The sequence below is a fragment of the uncultured Roseibium sp. genome, from assembly GCF_947496995.1.
GTDB lineage: Bacteria > Pseudomonadota > Alphaproteobacteria > Rhizobiales > Stappiaceae > Roseibium.
This window is the reverse complement of record NZ_CANMFD010000001.1, coordinates 300,189-320,308: the sequence shown is the minus strand read 5'-3', so window position 1 is coordinate 320,308 and position 20,120 is coordinate 300,189. Positions and strand designations below refer to the sequence as shown.

16 protein-coding genes, 1 tRNA gene and 2 pseudogenes are annotated in these 20,120 nt (G+C 61.8%); 10 read left to right on the top strand and 9 right to left on the bottom strand.

The features are described 5' to 3' along the window. Positions 1-71: 71 nt before the first annotated feature. Positions 72-488 carry a septal ring lytic transglycosylase RlpA family protein gene (locus tag Q1B40_RS01470; RefSeq protein ID WP_299808940.1) on the top strand — a complete coding sequence of 139 codons (417 nt, stop codon included), beginning with the start codon at positions 72-74 and terminating at the stop codon, positions 486-488. Between the two features lie 344 nt (positions 489-832). Here the strand turns inward: Q1B40_RS01470 and Q1B40_RS01465 are convergent, their stop codons facing one another. Beyond that, positions 833-2,389: a cryptochrome/photolyase family protein gene (locus Q1B40_RS01465; protein ID WP_299808937.1), complete on the bottom strand. Its 1,557-nt coding sequence runs from the start codon at positions 2,387-2,389 to the stop codon at positions 833-835. 398 nt (positions 2,390-2,787) lie between these two features. On the opposite strand from Q1B40_RS01465, the gene Q1B40_RS01460 reads away from it, so the two are divergent. Next, positions 2,788-2,864 (top strand) — tRNA-Arg (locus Q1B40_RS01460). A 212-nt stretch (positions 2,865-3,076) separates the two neighbouring features. On the opposite strand, the gene Q1B40_RS01455 is transcribed toward Q1B40_RS01460, so the two are convergent. Continuing rightward, a complete protein-coding gene (locus tag Q1B40_RS01455; protein WP_299808934.1) occupies positions 3,077-3,991 on the bottom strand; it encodes a LysR family transcriptional regulator in 915 nt (304 codons plus the stop codon). On the opposite strand from Q1B40_RS01455, the pseudogene Q1B40_RS24690 reads away from it, so the two are divergent. Then, positions 3,984-4,421 (top strand): annotated as a pseudogene (locus Q1B40_RS24690) (hypothetical protein); the annotation flags it as partial. The gene Q1B40_RS01455 and the pseudogene Q1B40_RS24690 overlap by 8 nt on opposite strands. 13 nt (positions 4,422-4,434) lie before the next feature. On the opposite strand, the pseudogene Q1B40_RS24685 reads toward Q1B40_RS24690, so the two are convergent. Beyond that, positions 4,435-4,491, bottom strand: a pseudogene (locus Q1B40_RS24685) (hypothetical protein); the annotation flags it as partial. Here Q1B40_RS24685 and Q1B40_RS24680 point away from each other — a divergent pair. From Q1B40_RS24680 to Q1B40_RS01425, 6 genes are read left to right on the top strand one after another with little or no spacing between them, the layout of a single operon-like run. Next, positions 4,473-5,102, top strand: coding sequence for an ABC transporter permease (locus Q1B40_RS24680; RefSeq protein ID WP_367279113.1), 630 nt, complete (start codon positions 4,473-4,475; stop codon positions 5,100-5,102). The pseudogene Q1B40_RS24685 and the gene Q1B40_RS24680 sit on opposite strands and share 19 nt — an antisense overlap. Next, positions 5,099-5,992 (top strand): ABC transporter permease, encoded by an 894-nt coding sequence (locus Q1B40_RS01445; RefSeq protein ID WP_299808928.1) that lies wholly within the window; start codon positions 5,099-5,101, stop codon positions 5,990-5,992. The genes Q1B40_RS24680 and Q1B40_RS01445 overlap by 4 nt, the downstream gene beginning before the upstream one ends. Then, on the top strand, positions 5,989-6,951 hold the full coding sequence (locus Q1B40_RS01440; RefSeq protein ID WP_299808925.1) for an ABC transporter ATP-binding protein: 963 nt from the start codon (positions 5,989-5,991) through the stop codon (positions 6,949-6,951). Before Q1B40_RS01445 ends, Q1B40_RS01440 begins: the two co-directional genes overlap by 4 nt. Beyond that, positions 6,951-7,982 (top strand): ABC transporter ATP-binding protein, encoded by a 1,032-nt coding sequence (locus Q1B40_RS01435; RefSeq protein ID WP_299808922.1) that lies wholly within the window; start codon positions 6,951-6,953, stop codon positions 7,980-7,982. Before Q1B40_RS01440 ends, Q1B40_RS01435 begins: the two co-directional genes overlap by 1 nt. Positions 7,983-7,984: 2 nt before the next feature. Further along, positions 7,985-9,556, top strand: coding sequence for an ABC transporter substrate-binding protein (locus tag Q1B40_RS01430; RefSeq protein WP_299808919.1), 1,572 nt, complete (start codon positions 7,985-7,987; stop codon positions 9,554-9,556). Between the two features lie 5 nt (positions 9,557-9,561). Next, entirely contained in the window at positions 9,562-11,433 is a 1,872-nt protein-coding gene (locus tag Q1B40_RS01425) for a CocE/NonD family hydrolase (RefSeq protein ID WP_299808916.1), read from the top strand. 41 nt (positions 11,434-11,474) lie between these two features. On the opposite strand, the gene Q1B40_RS01420 is transcribed toward Q1B40_RS01425, so the two are convergent. Next, a complete protein-coding gene (locus Q1B40_RS01420; protein ID WP_299808913.1) occupies positions 11,475-12,269 on the bottom strand; it encodes an IclR family transcriptional regulator in 795 nt (264 codons plus the stop codon). Between the two features lie 376 nt (positions 12,270-12,645). Between Q1B40_RS01420 and Q1B40_RS01415 the strand changes: the two genes are divergently transcribed. Then, on the top strand, positions 12,646-14,748 hold the full coding sequence (locus tag Q1B40_RS01415) for a TonB-dependent receptor (protein WP_299808911.1): 2,103 nt from the start codon (positions 12,646-12,648) through the stop codon (positions 14,746-14,748). Positions 14,749-14,849: 101 nt separating this feature from the next. Here Q1B40_RS01415 and Q1B40_RS01410 read toward each other — a convergent pair whose 3' ends face one another. The 5 genes from Q1B40_RS01410 to Q1B40_RS01390 all read right to left on the bottom strand — a co-directional run bounded on the left by Q1B40_RS01410 (position 14,850) and on the right by Q1B40_RS01390 (position 20,116). Continuing rightward, a complete protein-coding gene (locus Q1B40_RS01410) occupies positions 14,850-16,088 on the bottom strand; it encodes a saccharopine dehydrogenase family protein (protein WP_299808907.1) in 1,239 nt (412 codons plus the stop codon). Between the two features lie 47 nt (positions 16,089-16,135). Next, positions 16,136-17,233: a carboxynorspermidine decarboxylase gene (locus Q1B40_RS01405; protein WP_299808904.1), complete on the bottom strand. Its 1,098-nt coding sequence runs from the start codon at positions 17,231-17,233 to the stop codon at positions 16,136-16,138. 106 nt (positions 17,234-17,339) lie between these two features. Further along, the gene (locus tag Q1B40_RS01400) at positions 17,340-18,383 is read right to left on the bottom strand and encodes a methyltransferase (protein ID WP_299808901.1); all 1,044 of its coding nucleotides are present in this window, start codon (positions 18,381-18,383) and stop codon (positions 17,340-17,342) included. A 91-nt stretch (positions 18,384-18,474) separates the two neighbouring features. Further along, complete coding sequence (dhbA, locus tag Q1B40_RS01395) at positions 18,475-19,230, bottom strand: 2,3-dihydro-2,3-dihydroxybenzoate dehydrogenase (RefSeq protein WP_299808898.1); 756 nt, start codon at positions 19,228-19,230, stop codon at positions 18,475-18,477. Positions 19,231-19,249: 19 nt separating this feature from the next. Then, positions 19,250-20,116, bottom strand: a complete 867-nt coding sequence (locus tag Q1B40_RS01390; RefSeq protein WP_299808895.1) for an isochorismatase family protein — start codon at positions 20,114-20,116, stop codon at positions 19,250-19,252. Between the last annotated feature and the right edge of the window lie 4 nt (positions 20,117-20,120).

The following is a 20,120-nucleotide window of genomic DNA, read 5'->3' as shown; positions in this document are numbered from 1 at the left end:
TGTTAGCCAAGAGCCTGAAAATTCCGGCTGCACAGCTGCACAGGGTGTCTTTCCTGCTCGAAGGGACGAAAATGCGTTCAATAATCCGTTCACGCCGCCGCCGCGGCACTGTTCTTTGGGCTCTCGCACTGCTCTGCCTGAACTCCAGCGCCCCGGCTTCGGCAGGCGTCTTTCAGCAATGCGGCAAGGCCTCCTGGTACAAGCTGGGCGGCGTAACGGCGAGCGGCGAACGGGCGGACCCTTCCGGTCTGACCGCGGCGCACCGGACGTTGCCCTTCGGCACATTGGTCAAGGTAACCAATCTGGCCAACGGCAAGGTTGTGACCGTGCGCATCAACGACCGGGGTCCGTACTCGAAGGGACGGGTGATCGATGTGACCCGGGCAGCCGCGAAGGAACTGGGTTTCATCCGCAAGGGCGTGACGCGTGTACAGGTCGCCGGAACAACCCTTCCAAGCAGAAAACATCATGGACAAAACTGCCAATAATTGTTCCTCATCGAGCGACAGGTGAACCATGTCGGTGCGGATCATTTTGTTTCACCAGTGCATATAAAGCTTTGGTTTTCGCCATTTATCGCAAATTTCACTAGTTTCACAGTCAACTCAGTATGAATAACGATCAGTCGCATTACGGTGAATCAAAAAATAAAATATTTTACGGTAATGACATTCCGGAAAGATGCCGGTAGAGTTGCCGCCGTGGTCGATGGGGCCACGTGCACAGTAACTTTATTCGCGCAGTCTTATTGGCTGCGCGTTTTTTTTCGGTTTCCTAAATAACATTCCGGATCTTGCCCGCGGATGCTGGCCGTTCGCGCATCAGGGCGGCATCAAATCAGATCTCCGGAATCAAGCCGGGCAAGAACTTCTGCCGCGCTCCTTGTATACTCCTCCTGTTTTGCCGCTCCCATTCTCGCCCATGTCGCGTAAGCCTGCCCCAGACGCGGGTTGCCTTTCAGCACCGCGGCATTGCGATCGAGAAAATCCCAGTAGAGCGCATTGAAGGGACAGGCCTTCGGGCCGGTCCGCTGACGGACGTCATAGGCGCAGTCGCCGCAATAGTCCGACATCCGGTTGATGTAATTTCCACCGGACATGTAAGGCTTGGAGGCGAGCAGACCGCCGTCGGCGAACTGGCTCATGCCGAGCGTGTTCGGCATTTCCACCCACTCGTAGGCGTCGGCATAGACCGCCAGGTACCACTCATGAACCTCCTGCGGCCGCACGCCTGCCAGCAGAGCAAAATTGCCGGTGACCATCAGCCGCTGGATGTGATGGGCATAAGCCTCGTCCAGTGTCTGCGACACGGCTTCGGCGAGGCAGCGCATCCGCGTTTCGCCCGTCCAGTAGAACCCGGGCAGCGCCCGCTCCGCCGCAAGCGCGTTTTGCGAGGCGTAGGACGGCATCTTCAGCCAATAGATACCGCGCACATATTCCCGCCAGCCGAGGATCTGCCGGATATAGCCTTCCGCCGCATTCAGCGGCGCCCGCCCCTCCCGGAAGGCCGCTTCCACCTTGCGGCAGAGCTGCAACGGGTCAAGCAGGCCGGCATTGAGACAGGTGGACAGAACGGAATGGAAGAGAAATTTCTCACCGCTCAGCATGGCGTCCTGATAGGTACCGAATTCGGCTAGGGCGGTCTCCAGGAAATGATCGAAGGCCTCTTCCGCCTGGTGCCGCGTCACCGGGAACCAGAAAGGCTCCAGCGCGCCGATATGATCGTCGAAGCGCTCCGCGACCAGATCCAGCACCTCGCGGGTGATCCGGTCCGGTGTGAAGCCTTGCGGCGCGGGCATGAACAGGTCCGGTTTTGCCGGCTTGCGGTTGTCGGCATCGTAGTTCCAGCGGCCTCCGGCCGGTTTGTCCGCCTCCATGAGCAGGCCGGTCTTGCGGCGCATGTCCCGGTAGAAATACTCCATCCTGAGCTGCTTGCGGCCGGTGGCCCAGCCGCGGAATTCGGCGAGCGAACAGATGAAACGCGTATCTGTCAGGATATCGACGGGCAGGCGAAGATCGGCCGCCCAGCCCTTCATGTCTTCCAGCACGCGCCATTCGCCCGGCTCGGTGACCAGCAGCCGCTGCGGCGCGAGACGCTGGCAGGCACGGGCGACTTCACCGCTGAAGCTGCCGGTATTTCCGTCCGCGTCGAGCGTCACGTAATCGACCGTCCACCCGTCCGCGCGCAGCTCTTCGGCAAAATGGCGCATGGCGGAAAACAGGAAGGCGATCTTCTTCTTGTGATGGCGCACGTAGGTCGCTTCCGCCATCACCTCGACCATCAGCACACGGTCTACGGCGGCATCCGCCCGTTTCAGGCTGGAAAGCGCAGGCGACAGCTGATCCCCAAGAACGAGGACAAGATTTCGGCAGTGATCGGGTTCGGTCATATGGCGCGCGTTTTTTTCTGTTTGTTTGTTCCTGTACGCACCCCGGCCGCTTTCGTATCATCGCGATCTGAAAATTTCCGCTGAGGCCACCGCCCCGACAGCTTGCCGGGTATTCCGGACCACACACATTTACCGGACCGTGCCGGGCTCAGGTAAGCGGCAGGGACAGAACTTTGCGACCGCGCCCCGAACTCATCCTCGCCGCCGCCCCCTGGGCAGAACCTGGCTCGCGGACCGCGCCCTCGAACCAGCCCATCGGCACCACCACCGGGCATCTGCCGCAGCCAGGGGCGACCGGCCGGATATCATGTCCAAATTCTCACAAAGCCATTGCCTGCAACCGCGCGATCTAGTATCAGGTCGCTCTATCCGCCGCGTGGCCCCGCCGCGCCGCCTACGCACCCGTAGCTCAGCTGGATAGAGCGCTGCCCTCCGAAGGCAGAGGTCACAGGTTCGAATCCTGTCGGGTGCGCCATATTTTTTCGGCGCGGACAAATCACCACGGCTCTTCCAGACCGCTCTTTCCGTAGCTTGTGATCGTGTCTTCTTGGCCCGGGTTCTTGCTCCAGCCTCACACTCCACGATCATGAGCCGCCTTGCGTATATCTCTGAAAAGATCATGCGCCGAAAGCCATGCAATGGGAATTCCGGCAGCCCGGTGCGTTTGATTGCACGCACCTCTCCTTCTCACACCGGTGAAATCTTCGCGCTGAGGAAGTCGGCGAGCATGGAGGTGGTTTTTTGCATGAATTTGGTGGCCGAGATGCTTGGCGGGGTGTCGTCGATCATGGCGAAGGCGAAGGCGTGGGGGAAGGATTCGGCCAGAGGGAGGAGCGTGATGGGCAGGTGTTTCTGGTCGATGGCCATCAGCTCGTTCACAAGGGTGACGCCGAGGCCGGCGGCGACGAGTGCGCAGGCGGAGCAGACCGAGTGGGCCTCGACGCGGATATCGGGGCGCAGGCCCGAGCGGCGGAAGAGGTCCTCGAACTCCTGACGCACGGAGCGGGCGCGGCCGAGCAGGATCAGCGGCAGGCCGCGCAGATCTCGGATGCTGACCGTGCCGTGTGCCTCCAGCGGATGACCGCGCGGCACCACGCAGACCGTGCGCGAGGTGACCAGCGGCGCGGTCTTCAGGCCGGACCGTTGCACCGGATGGCGCAGGAAGCCGATTTCCGCCCGCTCGTCCAGCAGCATGCGCTCGATGGTGTCATAGGGACCACTGTGCAATTCGAGCTTCACCTGATCGTTTTCCGCCAGAAACTCCGCGACGATACGCGGCACGATGGACAGGGTCAGGCTTGAAGGAAAGGCCACCCGGAGCGTAATGGAAGAGGAATTGCCGTTGCGCAATTCCTGCGCCCGGGCGCTCAGGCGGTGGCTGCGATCCAGCAGCCCCTGTATCTGGCCCTGGATCATCCTGTTCTCGCGGGTCGGGATCAGCCGGGTCTTGTCGCGGATAAACAGCGTGAGACCGAGCGTTTCCTCCAGTTGCGCGAGGCGGCGGCTGACCGCCGATTGCGAGACCCCCAGTTCCAGGGCCGCGCCCTGCGTGGTGCCGATGGCCAGTATGGCGCGGTAGGTTTCCAGAAGATCGATGCGCATGGCTTACCTTATGCGTTTTGCGCATAGGATGCGCATGTTTGTTCATAATCTTGCATCGCCCTCGCAAGTTGGTCAAGGTGGCCTCACCAGACGCTGGAGGGAGCATGTTACCGAAACCGAATACAGGGCGCGGCGCGCCATGACGACTTTCGTCATCCGCCGCCTGATGCAGGCCGTCATGGTGCTGTTCGCCACGTCGCTGATCGTGTTCGTCGCGGTCTATGCCATCGGCGATCCGCTGGAGATCCTGCTGCCCTCCGACGCCTCGGAGACGGAAAAGGCCCAGGTCGCGCGCTCGCTCGGGCTCGACCTGCCGCTTCCCGTCCAGTACGGCCGGTTCCTGTGGGCCGCGCTGCACGGGGATTTCGGCAATTCCTTTGTCTATAACCAGCCGGCGATGACCGTCATCTTCGAGCGTCTGCCGGCGACGCTGGAGCTGACGATCACGGCGTTGCTGATGTCGCTGCTGATCGGGTTGCCAATGGGTCTGTGGGCCGGAAACCGCCCCGGAACAATGGTCGACGAAAGCATCATGACCGGGTCCATCCTGGGCTTTTCCCTGCCGAATTTCTGGCAGGGCATGATGCTGATCATGATCTTCGCCGTCTGGCTCGGCTGGCTGCCCTCCACCGGACGCGGCGAGCCGGGGACGATCTTTGGCATCACCACGAGTTTCGCCTCCTGGGACGGCATCCGCCACCTGATCCTGCCGGCGATCAACCTTTCGCTCGGCAACATGGCGGTGATCATCCGGCTGACGCGGACGGGCGTTCAGGAAACGCTGCCGCTCGACTTCGTGAAATACGCCCGCGCCCGCGGCCTCAGCGAACGCCGCATCCTGATGGTTCACGTGATGAAGATCATCCTGATCCCGATCGTCACCGTCATCGGCATCGAGTTCGGCACGCTGGTGGCCTTCGCGGTGGTCACCGAGACCATCTTCGCCTGGCCGGGCGTCGGCAAGCTGATCATCGATTCCATCTCCGCCTTGGACCGGCCCGTCGTCGTCGCCTACATCCTGGTGATGGTGACGCTGTTCATCGCGATCAATCTGGCGGTCGACGTTGCCTACTCCCTTCTCGACCCCCGCATCCGGAGCCGCGCCACATGACCCTTCTCCGGCTCCCGGGCGAAAGCCTGATCGCACGCGCAGGCCGGGGCATCGCCGCCAGCCCGAAGGCCGCGATCGCCCTGGTCATCTGCGTGCTCCTGGTTCTGGCGGCGATCTTCGCGCCCGTGCTCGCGCCGCAAAACCCTTATGACCTGAAGGAAATCGACATTTTCGATGCAAAACTGCCGCCGGGCACGGTCGGCTATAACGGCATGACCTATCTGTTGGGGACGGACACCCAGGGCCGCGACATGCTGTCGGCCATGCTCTACGGCCTGCGCACGTCTCTGGCCGTCGGGCTCACGGCAGGCGTTATCGCCCTGGCGATCGGCACCACGCTCGGTCTTGCCGCCGCCTATTTCGGCAAGTGGCTCGACACGCTGATCATGCGTCTCGTCGACCTGATGCTGGGCTTTCCCAAGATCCTCGTCGCGCTGATGATCATGGTCGCCTTCGGCCAGGGCACCTGGAAGGTGATCCTCGCCCTCGTCTTCGTTCAGTGGGCGTTCTTCGCCCGGACCGTGCGGGCCGCCGCCATGGTGGAGACCGGCAAGGATTATGTGGAGGCGGCCCGCTGCCTCGGGCTTTCCTCGCCGCGCATCCTCTTTCATCACCTGCTGCCGAACTGTCTGCCGCCGCTGATCATCGTCGGCACGATCCAGGTGGCGCATGCCATCGCCGCGGAAGCGACGCTTTCCTTTCTCGGTATCGGCCTGCCGATCACCGAGCCGTCTCTCGGGCTTCTCATTGCAAACGGCTATCACGTCCTTCTGGCCGGACTTTACTGGATGAGCGTCTTTCCCGGCCTGCTGCTGCTGACGCTGATCTTCTCGATCAATGTCGTCGGCGACAGATTGCGGGCCGTCCTGAACCCGAGGCTTGCGGCATGACCCTTCTGGAAGTGAGCGAACTCAAGACCTGGTTCGAAACCCCGGCCGGTACGGTGAAGGCGGTGGACGGCGTGAGCTTCTCTCTCGCCAAGGGCGAGATCATTGGTCTCGTCGGCGAAAGCGGCTCGGGCAAATCGATCACCGGATTTTCGATCCTCGGTCTTGTCGACCCGCCCGGCAAGGTGGTCGGCGGCAGCATCCGCTTCAACGGCGAAGACCTGCGCGCCGCCTCCGAAGAGCGGCTGCGCGCGCTGCGCGGCGACCGGATCGCGATGATTTTCCAGGATCCGATGATGACCCTCAACCCGGTGCTTTCCATCGGCACCCAGATGGTCGAGACCGTCCAGGCTCACCGGCGCATGTCGCGCGCGGATGCCCGGGCGAAGGCGCGCGATGCTCTCGGCCGGGTCGGCATTCCGCGTCCGGAGGAACGGCTCGACGCCTATCCGCATGAATTTTCCGGCGGCATGCGCCAGCGCGTCGCCATCGCCACCGCCCTGCTGCACGAGCCGGACCTGATCATCGCCGACGAGCCGACCACTGCGCTCGACGTGACCATCCAGTCGCAAATCCTCTCCGAGGTTCAGGGGCTGGCCGCCGAAATGGGCATGGGCCTCATCTGGATCAGCCACGATCTGGGCGTCGTCGCCGGCCTCGCAGACCGGATCGCCGTCATGTACGCCGGCCGGATCGTCGAGGAAGGACCGAGGGACGACGTGCTCGACGCGCCGCGCCATCCCTATACCAGCGGGCTGGTCGCCTCGGCGCCCATCGCCAACGAACGCGGCAAACCCCTGCGGCAGATCCGCGGCAGTGCGCCGTCCGCCCTCCACCGGCCCGAAGGATGCGCCTTCCGGCCGCGCTGCGACCATGCGGGCGATCTCTGCCTGAACGACGTTCCGGAAACCTGCGCGACGCCAAGGCGCTGGCGTTGCTTTTATCCGATGGGGAGCTCGTGATGACCGATATTCTCGCCGCCGCCGAGGGCGTCTCCAAACGCTTCCGTCACACGCCCGACTTTGCCGAGCGGCTTGCCATCCGGCTGGGCGCCGCCGCCGAACCGGCGACCGTTCACGCCCTCGACGGGGTCGACCTGCACATTCATCGCGGAGAAGTGGTCGGCCTCGTCGGCGAATCCGGTTGCGGAAAATCGACCCTGGGCCGGGTCATCGCAGGCATGCTGCAGCCGTCGGAGGGTCGTATCACCCGCCAGGGACAGGATATCCGCGCGCTCAGGGGCGCGGACGCCCGCAAGATGCGGCTTGCCACGCAGATCATCTTTCAGGACCCCATGTCGTCGCTGAACCCGCGCAAGCGGGTGTCGGAGATCATCGGCGAGGCACCGCGCGTGCACGGGCTGATACCGCGCAGGGAGGTTCGCGCAGAGGTCGGAAAACTGCTGGCGACGGTCGGGCTGGATCCCACCATGGCAGACCGTTACCCGCATCAGTTTTCCGGTGGCCAGCGCCAGCGCATCGGCATTGCCCGTGCGCTGGCGGTCAATCCCGATTTCCTCATTTGCGATGAAAGCATCGCGGCGCTCGATGTTTCGATCCAGGCTCAGGTCATCAACCTGTTCATGGACCTGCGCCGGCAGTTCAACCTGACGCTGCTGTTCATCAGCCACGATCTTTCGGTGGTGCGCCACATCTCGGACCGCGTCGTCATCATGTATCTCGGCCGGGTGGTGGAAATATCGCCCGCCGACACCGTGTTCGACGCGCCGCGCCATCCCTATACAGCGGCGCTTCTGGAAGAAATTCCGCGGCTCGACCGCCGCGGCCGGCGGTTCACGGCCATCAAGGGTGAAATCCCCTCGCCCGTGAACCCGCCTTCGGGCTGCCACTTCCATCCCCGTTGCCCGCACGCCTTCGACCGTTGCCGCCTCGAACGGCCGGCCTTGAAGCAGGTCGGCGCCGGGCAGGACGTGGCCTGCCACCTCAATGACGGAAACGGACTTATCGACACCCCATCCAGACAGGGAGAGTGAACATGAAATTTCTGAGACGTACAGCCCTTGCGGCGCTTCTGGCGGCAGCGGCCCTGCCCGCCCACGCGGCGGATCTGACCATCGGACGCGCCAGCGAACAGAGTTCGATCGACCCGCAGTTCTCGCGGACCGGCAACAACCAGATGACCGCGACGATGATCTTCGGGCGGCTGGCCGATTTCGACGAGAACCTGCAGATGCAGCCGGGCCTTGCCGAAAGCTGGAAGAACATCGATCCGCTGACATGGGAGATCAATCTCCGGACCGGCGTTACCTTTCATGACGGCTCGCCCTTCACGGCGGACGATGTGATCTTCTCGCTGGAGCGCACGGATGAAGTGCCCAACAGCCCGGCTCCGTTCACCGACATGGTGTCGGCGATCGGCGCGATGGAAAAGCTTGACGACCACACGATCAGGATCACCACCAACGTCCCGGCGCCGACACTGATGGAGGATATCGGCCGCGTCTTCATCGTCTCCAAAGCGGCGACGGACGGCATGACCTCGGACGATTTCAACTCCGGCAAGGCGGCGATCGGTACCGGTCCCTACAAGTTTCTCAGCTGGTCGCCGAACGAGTCGCTCAAGCTGGAAGGCTATGACGGCTATTGGGGCGACAAGCCTGACTTCAAGGATGTCGAAATCCGCTTCATCTCCAACGACGCCGCCCGCGTCTCCGCGCTGCTGTCGGGCGCCGTCGACCTGATCGACGCGGTTCCGCCGGAAGATATCGGCTGGTTCGCCAAGACGGAAGGCATGAATGTCGTCTCCACAGCGAGCGGGCGTGTCATCTATCTGGGCCTGTCCATGCGCGAGGACCAGGCGCCGGGCGTCACGGACCTTGAGGGCAATCCGTTGCCGGAAAACCCGTTCAGGGATGCCCGGGTGCGCAAGGCGATTTCGCTGATGATCGACCGCGAGCTTATCGTCGACCGCATTCTCGGCGGGTCCGGCATTCCGGCGGGCCAGATCGGCGCTCCGGGGCTTGGCGGCCATGCCGACGTTCTCGGGCCTGACGGGCGCGACGTGGAAAAGGCGGCGGAACTGCTGGCGGAGGCCGGATATCCGGACGGCTTCGGCATCACTCTCTCCTCGTCGAACAACCGTTTTCCGGGCGACGCGGATCTGGTTCAGGCGCTCGGACAGATGTTGGCGCGGGGCGGCCTGAAGGTGAACGGCGTCGAGGCGTTGCCCTACAACGTCTATTCCAAGGCTGCGACCAACGGCGACTACGGTGCTTTCGTCTTCTCGCTGGGGGCTTCGACCCCGACCACCGCGCCGCTTCTGTTGAGCCTGCTGCATACCTACGACAAGGACGCCAAGAAGGGATCCTTCAACCGGGTACGGTTCTCCGATCCCGAGTTCGACGCCGCTCTTGACGTTGCCATGCAGGAATTCGATCCGGCCAAGCGCAACGCGTTGCTGGCTGACGCCACTGTCAATGTCTTCGCCGGAGAGCCCGTTGTACCGCTCTACTGGCAGAAGGTGCATTGGGCGATGAAGGCCGGCCTTTCCATCAAGGGCGGGCTGGCTGAAGCCACCCTGCCGCAAGCCGTGGAAAAGGCCGAGTGAGCCAAATGCCGGAAGCAGACGCCGGTCTCGGGCCGGCGGTTCTCCTCGCTGACGATGTCGTCGTGCATCGCAACGTCATGGTGACGATGCGCGACGGCGTCCGGCTGGCGACGGATATCTACCGCCCGGCGTCAAGCGGACGGGCGGCGGAGGCCCCCCGCCCGGTGATCCTGGAGCGCACGCCCTACAACAAGAGCGGCACGCCGAGGACCGAGTTCTCCGTGGCGGACCCCACACCTATGACACGGGAAGCGCTTGCGGCCCGGCTGGTGCGCGAAGGCTATGTGGCGGTCTTTCAGGATTGCCGCGGCCGCCATGGTTCGGAAGGCACGTTCACCAAATATGTGCATGAGGGCGAGGACGGCTATGACACCATGGCGTGGATCACCGCACAGCCCTTCTGCTCCGGCCGGATAGGCACCATGGGCCTCAGCTATGCCGCCCATACCCAGATGGCGCTGGCCTGTCTCAACCCGCCTGGCCTTGCCTGCATGATCCTGGATTCCGGCGGCTTTTCCAACGCGTTCACCTGCGGCATCCGCCAGGGTGGCGCGCTGGAACTGAAGCAGGCGATCTGGGCCTATAACCACGCGATGGAAAGCCCGGCCGCCCTGCGCGACCCGACCATCCGCGACGCCCTTTCCCGGGAGGACCTTGAAGGCTGGATGGGGCGGATGCCATGGACCGCCGGACGTTCGCCGCTTAAGTGGGATCCCGATTACGAGCAGTATCTGCTCGATCAGTGGCAGAATGGAACCTTCGACGGCTTCTGGAAGAAGATCGGCCTGTGGGCCGCCGGCCACTATCACTCCATCCCGAAGATCCCGGTCGTCTTCATGTCGAGCTGGTATGACACCTATGTCCAGACTGCCCTGGAAAATCATGCCGGCCTGAAGGCCGAGCGGCCGACGGCCCTGATCATGGGACCGTGGACCCACGGCAATCGCTCGCGCAGCATATTCGGCGATGTCGATTTCGGCCCCGCCGCCCTCTTCGACGGGCAGATCGATGCCGACTGGCTGACCTATCGTCTGCGCTGGTTCGCACACTGGCTGAAGGAAGAGGCCGGGACGGGTCAGGAGAGACGGGTCCACTATTTCCTCATGGGCGGCGGCTCCGGCCGGAAGACGGCCGAAGGTCATCTCGATCACGGCGGCATGTGGTGCGAGGCACCGGACTGGCCGGTACCGGGAGCGGTGCCGCTCGACCTTCATCTGCACCCGGACATGCGGCTCGACGAACAGCCGCCTGCCGTGGACGAAAGGCTGTCCTACGATTTCGATCCCCGCGATCCGGTACCCACTATCGGTGGCGCGCTCACATCAGGCGAGCCGATCTTTACCGGAGGCGGCTTCGATCAGGTCGAGGCGCCGGAGTTTTTCGGATGCCAGAATCCGGGCCGGCCTCTGAAGGCGCGGCGCGACGTTCTGTGCTTCGAAACAGCCCCCCTGGAAGAGGATCTGATCGTCGTCGGCCCCGTGAGCGTACGCCTTCTGGTCTCCACCGATGCGCCGGATACTGACTTCACCGCCAAGCTGATCGATGTCTACCCGCCTTCACGCGACTATCCGAACGGCTATGCGCTCAACATCACCGACGGTATTTTCCGCGTCCGCTACCGCGATGGCTTCGAACAGCCGAAGCCGGTCGGCGCGACAACCGGGGCATTCAGCATCGAGATCACGCCGTTCGCGACGGCAAACCGTTTCGCCAGGGGACATCGCCTGCGGCTCGATATTTCTTCTTCGAACTTCCCGAAATATGACGTCAATCCCAACACGGGCGAACCGGAAGGCCGGTCCCGGCAGATGCACACCGCGACCAACACCATCCATCTCGGCCCGGAAGGATCCGTCCTGACACTTCATGTGCTTTGAAGCCGCCGGCGCGTCCTTTTCAGCCGGCCGGGCACCAGAGGTCACTCGATGGCAAATCGATCGGTTCCGCCGGTTTCCCTCACGACCTTTTTGGCGCATTCGAACAGAGCCCGCTGGTCCTCCGGCTTGAGCATCAGCCCGAGATTGGTGACGGTCGTCATGACACAGGCGATTTCCTGCTGGGCATCGAAAACCGGAACCGCCTGCCCCGTGATGCCCGGCAGAAGGTGATCGGTCAGCTCGGACCAGCAGGTCTTGCGCACCTCATCCACCTGGTCTCGCGGCGCGCGCTTGCCACGGAAATGCACAGGCTGCAGTTTTCTCGCCATGTCGATCTGGCTCTCCGGAAGAAAGGCCTGGAAGACCAGCCCGCAAGCCGAATTGTCGACCGGCAGGACATCGCCGAGACCGACGGAACTGATTGAAAACAGGGAGCTGCGATACCAGCGCACGACGGTCGGCCCGCGCTCGGTCCAGATCGCAACCCCCGCGCTCGCGGCAAATCCGCTCGCAAGTTCCTTCATGTATCTGGCGGCAATTTCGACCGGATGAATCCTTTTCAAGGCACCTATACCGATGCTGAGTGCGGTCGGACCCAGGTCGTAGAAACCGGTTTGCGGATCCTGCATGGCAAGGCCTTCCTTCACCAGGCTTTGCAGGTAGCGATGGGCGGTGGGACTGCCGGTTCCCGCCTTGCGGGCGATCACCCCGAGAGCCGTGGGTTCGGCTGCATTGGCGAGGATGTTCAGAAAGCGGGTTGCGATCGAGACCGACTGGATGTTGCCCGACCGCTTCGGGGTGTCTTCGCCACCGTCCTTGTCGTTGTCTTCACTCATGAAACCGGTGCCCGCGCATGATCCTGGCAGCCTTTGCCGGTAGATCCCGATCCTGAACAGTCCTGCAAAGCGATCTCCCCCGTTTGCCCGTCAGCCTATTGGGCATTCGCCTCCAGTTCAATCGGGAAACTGACAAAATTCCCGTTCAGATTCAGATCGTTGCCGGGTCATGTTGCTGCAATGCAACTTTTATTCATGAGTTTTTAACTCATGTTGAAATGTGTAATCTATTCTGTATAGTGGAACTCGATTGATCCATACGTCCGGGGCCGGGGGCAAGTTCGGACCACTGACGGCAATGGGTTTCTCTCTCCGAAATCTGTCGCGGCAAGATTTATCCAGCTGGCGCAGAAACATCACTATCAGGGTAAAAAAGATGAAACCGACTCGGATTGCGACGTTGCTTGGCAGTACGGCTGTGTTCACAGTTTCACAGCTCGTATCGGGTATTGCGTGGGCTCAGGACAATGGAACAAACACCGGATCGGGGACGACGCTGCTCGACACGATCTACGTCAGTGGCGAGAACATCACCCGGACCCTGCAGGAAACGGCCAGTTCGGTGGAAATCATCACCGCAGCCGACTTGGAGACACGTCCGGACGAACAGAACATCCAGAGCGCCATCGGGGATGTCCCGAACGTCTATTATCCGGGAACGGTCGGTGTCGCTCCGGTGATCCGGGGACAGGACACCCAGGGACCGAACACCGGCGCCGTCGCCTTTTATTCCGGCACGGTGCCGCGTGCCTCGATCAATATCGACGGACATTACCAGAGCTATTTCGAAACCGTGTTCGGAGCGACGTCCATCTGGGATGTGGACCAGATCGAAGTGTTCCGCGGCCCGCAGACGACCTCGCAAGGCGCCAACAGCATCGCCGGTGCGATCATCGCCAAGACCAAGGATCCAACCTTCACCCCGGAAGGCGCGCTGCAGGCCGAATACGGCAACTACAACACGCACCGGGTGTCCGGAATGCTGAGCGGACCGTTGAGCAGCCAGCTCGCCGCCCGCGTCGCGCTTGACTATTACGGCCGCGACACCTTCATCGACTTCATCAATTCGGGCTTCACCGAGGAGGCTACCGACCTCGATATCATGTCGTTCACCGGACGTGCGAAGCTTCTCTATACACCAGACGCCATTCCCGGCCTGACGGCCAAGCTCACCTATGCGACGTCGCAGAACAACCAGCCGACCTATGAAGCGGCCACCGTTCAACCCTTCGACAAGCTTGAAAACGATCAGGCCAGTGTGCCGAGCTTCTATTCGCGCACACATACCGGAATTGCCGATCTGTCCTACGAGTTCGACAACGGCGTTATCGTCAGCAATCAGGCGCAATATACCGATCTCTATGTGGACCGCAGCCTGGATCCCGTCGGCAATGGCGACGCAAAGATCGACCAGCAGAACTGGTCGAACGAGACACTGGTGAATTTCGGCAGCGCGGACAGCACGATCAGCGGTGTCGCCGGTCTCTATGGCTCTTATACCCACTCGGATGAAAGCCTGCTGCTGCCCTACAACGGGTCGCCGGACTTCGAAGATTCCAAAACCAACCTGGGTGTCTTCACCGAGCTCGACTACCGCATCAATGAGGCCTGGACGCTGACGGGCGGACTGCGCTTCGAGAGCGACCGGATCAAGCGCGAAGGTCAGTCGACGACGGCGGGCGCCGTGCCGGTGAGTTTCGATTATGACGAGACTTTCAACGCGCTTCTGCCAAAGATCGCGCTTGCCTACAACATCACGCCCGACGTGACCGTTGGCGGCCTGGTGAACCGCGGTTTCAACCCCGGCGGGGTCGGCTTCGATTTCTTCAGCGGCACGGCGCGTCCGTTCAAGGAGGAAACGTCCTGGAACTATGAGATCTTCGGCCGCGCCAACCTGCTGGACGACGCGCTGCTTGTCTCGGCTAACGTGTTCTACACGGACTACCAGGACTCCCAGCGGTATTTCCAGACCACCCTTCCGGGCAGCAGCGTGACCCAGTTGCTGACGCTGAACGCGGAGGAGGCGCATGCCTACGGTCTTGAACTTGCGATGAGCTACCAGATCCTGGACAACCTGCGCGTCAACGCGAACGCCGGCGTGATGCAGAGCGAAATCACGCAATTCGATACGCTTCCCAACGTGGAAGGCAACGAATTCAGCAAGGCCCCGGGATATACGATCGGTGCCGGAGTGGACTGGACCGTCATGGAAAGGCTGACGCTCTCGGCGAATGTCGAACATTTCGATGGCTATTATTCCGACGATCTCAACACACCGGCGCTTCAGGTGGATCCCTATACGATCGCCAATGCCCGTGCGACTTTCCAGGTCCACGACCACTTCCAGATCTATGGCTACGTGAACAACATTTTCGACGAGCGTGTTCCGACCTACATGGAAAACCGGCCAGGTGTTGCCAACTTCGCGATCATGACGGAACCGCGCATGTTCGGCATCGGTGCGAAGGCTACTTTCTAGAACAGGCGGAACCTGAAACACAAAAGCGCCTGCATACCAAGGGTATGCAGGCGCTTTTTATTGAGGGCCCTCAGCCTGGGCCGGAACAGGTGACCAGGAAATCAGAATTCGATCGCCCGGTCGCCGTCGGCGTCCCTGATTCGGGTCGGCAGGCCGATCCGGTTGAGGATGGCGAGGAAGGGATGCGGCGGCAGTTCTTCCACGTTGGCCATCTTCTTCACGTCCCATTCGCCGGTGGCGATCAGCATTGCTGCCGCAACCGGCGGCACGCCGGCCGTATAGGAGATGCCCTGGCTGCCGACTTCCTCATAAGCTTCCTTGTGATCGGCAACGTTGTAGATGAACACCTCGTGTTCCTTGCCGTCCTTGATGCCCTTGACGAAGTCGCCGATGCAGGTCTTGCCAGTGTATTCGGGCGCCAGCGACGACGGATCCGGCAGGCAGGCCTTGACCACTTTCAGCGGCACCACTTCCAGCCCTTCCGCGGTGGTGACCGGCTTTTCCGACAGCAGGCCGATGTTCTTCAGGACGGTGAAGACGTTGATATAGTGTTCGCCGAACCCCATCCAGAAGCGCACATCCGCGCCGTCCATGTTCTTCGACAGGGAATGCACCTCGTCATGGCCGCAGAGATAGGCCTTGCTCTTGCCGACGACCGGCAGGTCATATTCCTTGCCGATCTCGAACATGCTGTTCTCCTGCCATTTTCCCTTCTGCCAGGAGTAGACCGTGCCGGTGAATTCGCGGAAGTTGATCTCCGGATCGAAATTGGTGGCGAAATACTGCTGGTGGCTGCCCGCATTGATGTCGACAATGTCGACCTCGGTGACCTTGTCGAGATAATCGTCCTTGGCAAGACGCGCATAGGCGTTGACCACACCGGGGTCGAACCCGGCTCCGAGAATGGCGGTCACGCCTGCCTTTTCGCACTCCTCGGCGCGCTTCCATTCATAGTTCGCGTACCAGGGCGGAGTCTCGCAGATCTTGCCCGGCTCTTCGTGAATGGCCGTGTCGATATAGGCCGCACCGGTCTTGAGGCAGGCGCTGAGCACCGACATGTTCAGAAAAGCGGTGCCCACATTGATGACGATCTGGGACCCGGTCTTGCGGATCAGCTCTGCAGTGGCGTCAATGTCGAGGGCGTTCAACTCATGCCCTTCGAGGACACCGGGCTGTTTCAGCGCGTTCTTCTCATGAACTGACTTGATGATGTCATCGCACTTGGACCCGGTGCGCGAGGCGATGTGAATATCGCCGAGAACATCGTTGTTCTGTGCGCATTTGTGCGCCACCACCTGTGCGACACCTCCGGCGCCGATAATGAGAACATTTTTTCTCATGTGATCCTATACCTTCCTTGGAACTTGAGGGGGTGTGGGTTCAGGTCTCAGGACAGACTTTGTTCGTAATCCCGGTAGGTGAATTCGCGGACGGACGTCATGGACCCGTCCAGTTCCTTCACCGCGATGGCCGGCATTTTCACGCCGTTGAACCAGTTCTTCTTTACCATCGTGTAACCGGCCGCATCCTGAATGGACACACGGTCACCGGTCTTGAGGTCTTCGGGGAAGCTGAACTCCCCGAAAATGTCGCCGGCAAGGCAGGACTTGCCGCAAATCATGTAGGGGTGGTCGCCCGTGTTCGGCGCGACCTTTGCGCTTTCGCGGTAGATCAGAAGATCAAGCATATGCGCTTCGATGGACGCATCGACGATCGCGAGGTTCTTGCCGTTGAACAGCGTGTCCAGCACGGTTGTCTCCAGCGTCGTGGAGTTGGTGATCGCAGCTTCGCCCGGCTCCAGGTAAACCTGGACGCCATATTTCTCCGAAAACGCTTTCAGCCGGTCAGCGAACAGGTCCAGCGGATAGTTCTCGCCGGTAAAATGAATGCCTCCGCCGAGGCTGACCCATTCGGCCTGTTCCAGCAGCGCGCCGAATTTCGCCTCTATGTCCGTGAGCATTCTGTCGAACAGCGCGAAGTCGGAATTCTCGCAGTTGTTGTGGATCATGAAGCCGCTGATCCGGTCCATGACCTTGGCCACCTTCGCCGCATCCCACTCGCCAAGGCGCGAGAACGGGCGGGCGGGATCGGCCAGATCGAAGCTGGATGAGCTCACCTGAGGATTGAGACGCAGCCCGCGCACGATGCCCGCGGACTTTCCGGCGAACCGCTCCAGCTGGCTGATCGAATTGAAGATGATCTTGTCCGCATGGGAAATCACCTCGTCGATCTCATAGTCGGCATAGGCGACCGAATAGGCATGTGTCTCCTTGCCGAAACGCTCATGGCCGAGCCGGACCTCGTTCAGAGAAGACGAGGTGGTTCCGTCCATATAGTCGCGCATGAAGTCGAACACGCACCACGTTGCAAAGCACTTCAACGCCAGAAGCGCCCTGGCGCCCGAGCGTTCGCGCACGTAGGCGATCTTCTCCAGATTGCGGAGCAGGCCTGCCTTGTCGATCAGGTAATAGGGGGTCTCGATCATGTGTCCATGTCCAAATTGCATGTGGCCGAACCATCGGCCACATCTTCAGGCGAAGAAGCGCATGCCCCGGTTTCCAGACGTCGCGTGACAGACCAGCACCCCGGTGTCAAACCGCCGGGCGAAACTCCAAGATGCTGACCGGGCTTGCCGTTGGTGTGACGGATAGCGTCTCGAACCCGGATTTGGCAAGAAGACCGGAAAATTCTTCTGCCGTCCGCTCCCGCCCGCCGAGCTGCGTGAGCATGAAGATGTCCTGCGAGGACCCGCGTGCTCCGGCCTGCGCATCATTGGCCATCATGTCGATCAGCAGCAGGCGCTCGCCTCCGGCGAGGGCGCGTCTGGTGTTCTTCAGGATCAGCGTCGCCGCCTCATCGTTGAAGTCGTGAAAGACACGGCTGAACAGGTAAACATCCGCGCCGCCGGGAACGCTTTCGAAAAACGATCCGTTGGTAACGGTTGCCCGGCCCTGCCGCTGCATCTCCTCGAACAACGGGTCGAAGTCTTCGGAAGATCGCGGCAGTTCGAACAGGATGCCCTCGGTTCCCGGATTTTTTTCCAGCGTCTGGGCCAGGAACGAGCCGTTGCCTCCGCCGACATCCGTCAGCCTCGTGCCCGGTTCGAACTGCAGGGTCTGGACGACAACGGCGCCTATGCCGCGCGAAGCGCCATTCATCTGGTCGTCGAAACGCTTCTGGGCCTCGCTGTCCTGTGCGTGCCATTCGAAAAAAGCAGACCCGTGGGCCAGGTCGAAAGCCGTTGTTCCGGACCGCAGCTGTTCGGTGAGGTTCTCCCAGGAGCGCCACAGGAGCGGATCGAGTTCACAGGCGACCCAGTTGCTCAGGCTCCGCGGGTGTCCGGGCACCAGGTGGACGGTGACAGGCAGCGCTATGTAACGGCCCTCGTCATCCTTGCCGATGACCTCCTCGTTGACGAGGTGGTTCAGCAGCCGGTCGAGCAGACCGGGCTGCGTCCCGGTTGCCTGCGCGAGGTCTTCCACCGACCTTGCGTCCTGCTCCAGAAGTGCGGGAATGCCGAGTTCGACCAGGGCCCGGATACATTGGGACGTGCGATAGGCCGTGATCTGCGCCATCAGCTTGAACGGCGGCATAGCGGCCGACTGATCTTGTGAAACTGCTTGGGGTGCGGACATTTACGCAATCCTTTTTGGCTGATGAATTTCTGAAATTCCGGAATGCGCCCGGGTGAATTCCACAGGGCTTTTTTCATGCGGGCCAGGGGCCCTAGGCTCCGAGGGTTGCCCCTCCATCCACCACGATGTCCTGAAGGGTGATGTGGCCGGCCAGATCGGAAGCAAGGAACAGGGCCGTTTCGGCGATATCGTCGCTGGTCGCTATCTTGGCGAGGGGTATGCCGAGCTTGAACTGGTCGGGCAGGCCCGAAACCAGCCGCTGATATCCGGCACTGCCGCCGACCATGTTGCTGAGCATCGGCGTATCCGTCGACCCCGGCGAGACGACATTGCAACGGACGCCATAAGGCGCCAGTTCGAGGCCGATACAGTGACTGAGGCTGGCCATGGCCGCCTTCGAGGCGCAGTAGGCGGTCATGCCGGTGCGCGGCACATGTGCCGCGTTCGACGCGATGTTGACGATGGCGCCCGCGCGTTGTGCCTTGAACACCGGGATCCACTGCCGGAGCAGATAAAACGGACCGCTTGCGTTGACGGCAAAACAGGCCTGCCAGTCTTCCGGCGTCAGGTCTTCGGCCGCACCGGTTCTCAGAACGCCCGCCGCATTGACCAGGATATCCAGGCGATCAATGTCGGTCTTGAGCGCGTTGCAGACATCGGCCACCTGCTCCGCATCGGTGACATCGAGCTGAACGAGCCGGAACGGCAGGCCCGGTTCTCCTGGCTGCCGGTCCAGTCCGACGACCTCCGCACCGGCCTCGCAAAAGCGCTCGGCGATGCGGCGGCCGATCCCGCTGGCGGCCCCGGTCACCAGCACACGTTTACCGCCGAACTGACGCTGCCACATGGCGGGCTCTCCCTTGTCCTCAGGCTGCAAGACGTCTGCTTTCGATCAGAGACCACCAGCCGTTCAGGGTCGGAACCTTGGCGAGCTCGTCGAAGCCGACCACAACACCGCGCTCTTTCAGCTCACTGGCGAGTTTCATCACCTGGATGGAATCGAGACCGTAGAAAATCAGGTTTTCCTCCGGATCGAGGTCCGCGTCGTCCTCGATCAGTTCCTGGACCCGGGCCTGCAGCCACTCCCGCGTCGGATCCGATGCGGCCGCCTCTCCCGTCAGAGCGGCGGTGTCCGTAACCGCACCGCAGCGGGTGGCGACGTATTTGAGGGCCATGCAATGATCGGCTTCGGAGAAATCGGCAACCGCGTCGGCAATCAGGAAGGCCTGAATGTCATTCATGAAGGCATCGGCGATGGTCATCAGGCAACCGATATGCGCATAGATGCCGCCGACGATGAGCTGATCCCGGCCGAGGTCCTGCATCCGCTGCTTGAGGTCCGAGCGCTGAAACGCGCTGTAGCGCCACTTGGTCAGGACCACGTCGTCCTTGCCCGGCTCCAGACCTTCGACCACCTGCTGCAGGGCCGGATCGGCCACGGTCAGTCCGGGACCCCACATGTCGTTGAGGAGCGCCCGGTCCTCCGGCGCCTGATTGTGCGGCTGGGCCGTGTAGATCACCGGAACGCCGTTGTCATATGCCCAGGCACGAACGCGCTGCAGATTTGCGATCAGTTTGCGGCGGAGATCGCCCTCCTCACCGTAGAAACGCAGAAAATAGTTCTGCATGTCGTGGATCAGCAGAACGGCCCGCGCGGCATCCGGCTTCCAGGAAGTCTTGTTCGCGGGAACATCCTGCGGCATCGGGTAATCGGAAATTGTCGGAATGGTCATGACA

Bases quoted from the DNA above. Each gene is read 5' to 3' on its own strand.
- Q1B40_RS01470 (WP_299808940.1), top strand. From the start codon at position 72: ATGCGTTCAATAATCCGTTCACGCCGCCGCCGCGGCACTGTTCTTTGG.
- Q1B40_RS01465 (WP_299808937.1), bottom strand. From the start codon at position 2,389: ATGACCGAACCCGATCACTGCCGAAATCTTGTCCTCGTTCTTGGGGAT.
- Q1B40_RS01455 (WP_299808934.1), bottom strand. From the start codon at position 3,991: ATGCGCATCGATCTTCTGGAAACCTACCGCGCCATACTGGCCATCGGC.
- Q1B40_RS24680 (WP_367279113.1), top strand. From the start codon at position 4,473: ATGGGTCTGTGGGCCGGAAACCGCCCCGGAACAATGGTCGACGAAAGC.
- Q1B40_RS01445 (WP_299808928.1), top strand. From the start codon at position 5,099: ATGACCCTTCTCCGGCTCCCGGGCGAAAGCCTGATCGCACGCGCAGGC.
- Q1B40_RS01440 (WP_299808925.1), top strand. From the start codon at position 5,989: ATGACCCTTCTGGAAGTGAGCGAACTCAAGACCTGGTTCGAAACCCCG.
- Q1B40_RS01435 (WP_299808922.1), top strand. From the start codon at position 6,951: ATGACCGATATTCTCGCCGCCGCCGAGGGCGTCTCCAAACGCTTCCGT.
- Q1B40_RS01430 (WP_299808919.1), top strand. From the start codon at position 7,985: ATGAAATTTCTGAGACGTACAGCCCTTGCGGCGCTTCTGGCGGCAGCG.
- Q1B40_RS01425 (WP_299808916.1), top strand. From the start codon at position 9,562: ATGCCGGAAGCAGACGCCGGTCTCGGGCCGGCGGTTCTCCTCGCTGAC.
- Q1B40_RS01420 (WP_299808913.1), bottom strand. From the start codon at position 12,269: ATGAGTGAAGACAACGACAAGGACGGTGGCGAAGACACCCCGAAGCGG.
- Q1B40_RS01415 (WP_299808911.1), top strand. From the start codon at position 12,646: ATGAAACCGACTCGGATTGCGACGTTGCTTGGCAGTACGGCTGTGTTC.
- Q1B40_RS01410 (WP_299808907.1), bottom strand. From the start codon at position 16,088: ATGAGAAAAAATGTTCTCATTATCGGCGCCGGAGGTGTCGCACAGGTG.
- Q1B40_RS01405 (WP_299808904.1), bottom strand. From the start codon at position 17,233: ATGATCGAGACCCCCTATTACCTGATCGACAAGGCAGGCCTGCTCCGC.
- Q1B40_RS01400 (WP_299808901.1), bottom strand. From the start codon at position 18,383: ATGTCCGCACCCCAAGCAGTTTCACAAGATCAGTCGGCCGCTATGCCG.
- dhbA (WP_299808898.1), bottom strand. From the start codon at position 19,230: ATGTGGCAGCGTCAGTTCGGCGGTAAACGTGTGCTGGTGACCGGGGCC.
- Q1B40_RS01390 (WP_299808895.1), bottom strand. From the start codon at position 20,116: ATGACCATTCCGACAATTTCCGATTACCCGATGCCGCAGGATGTTCCC.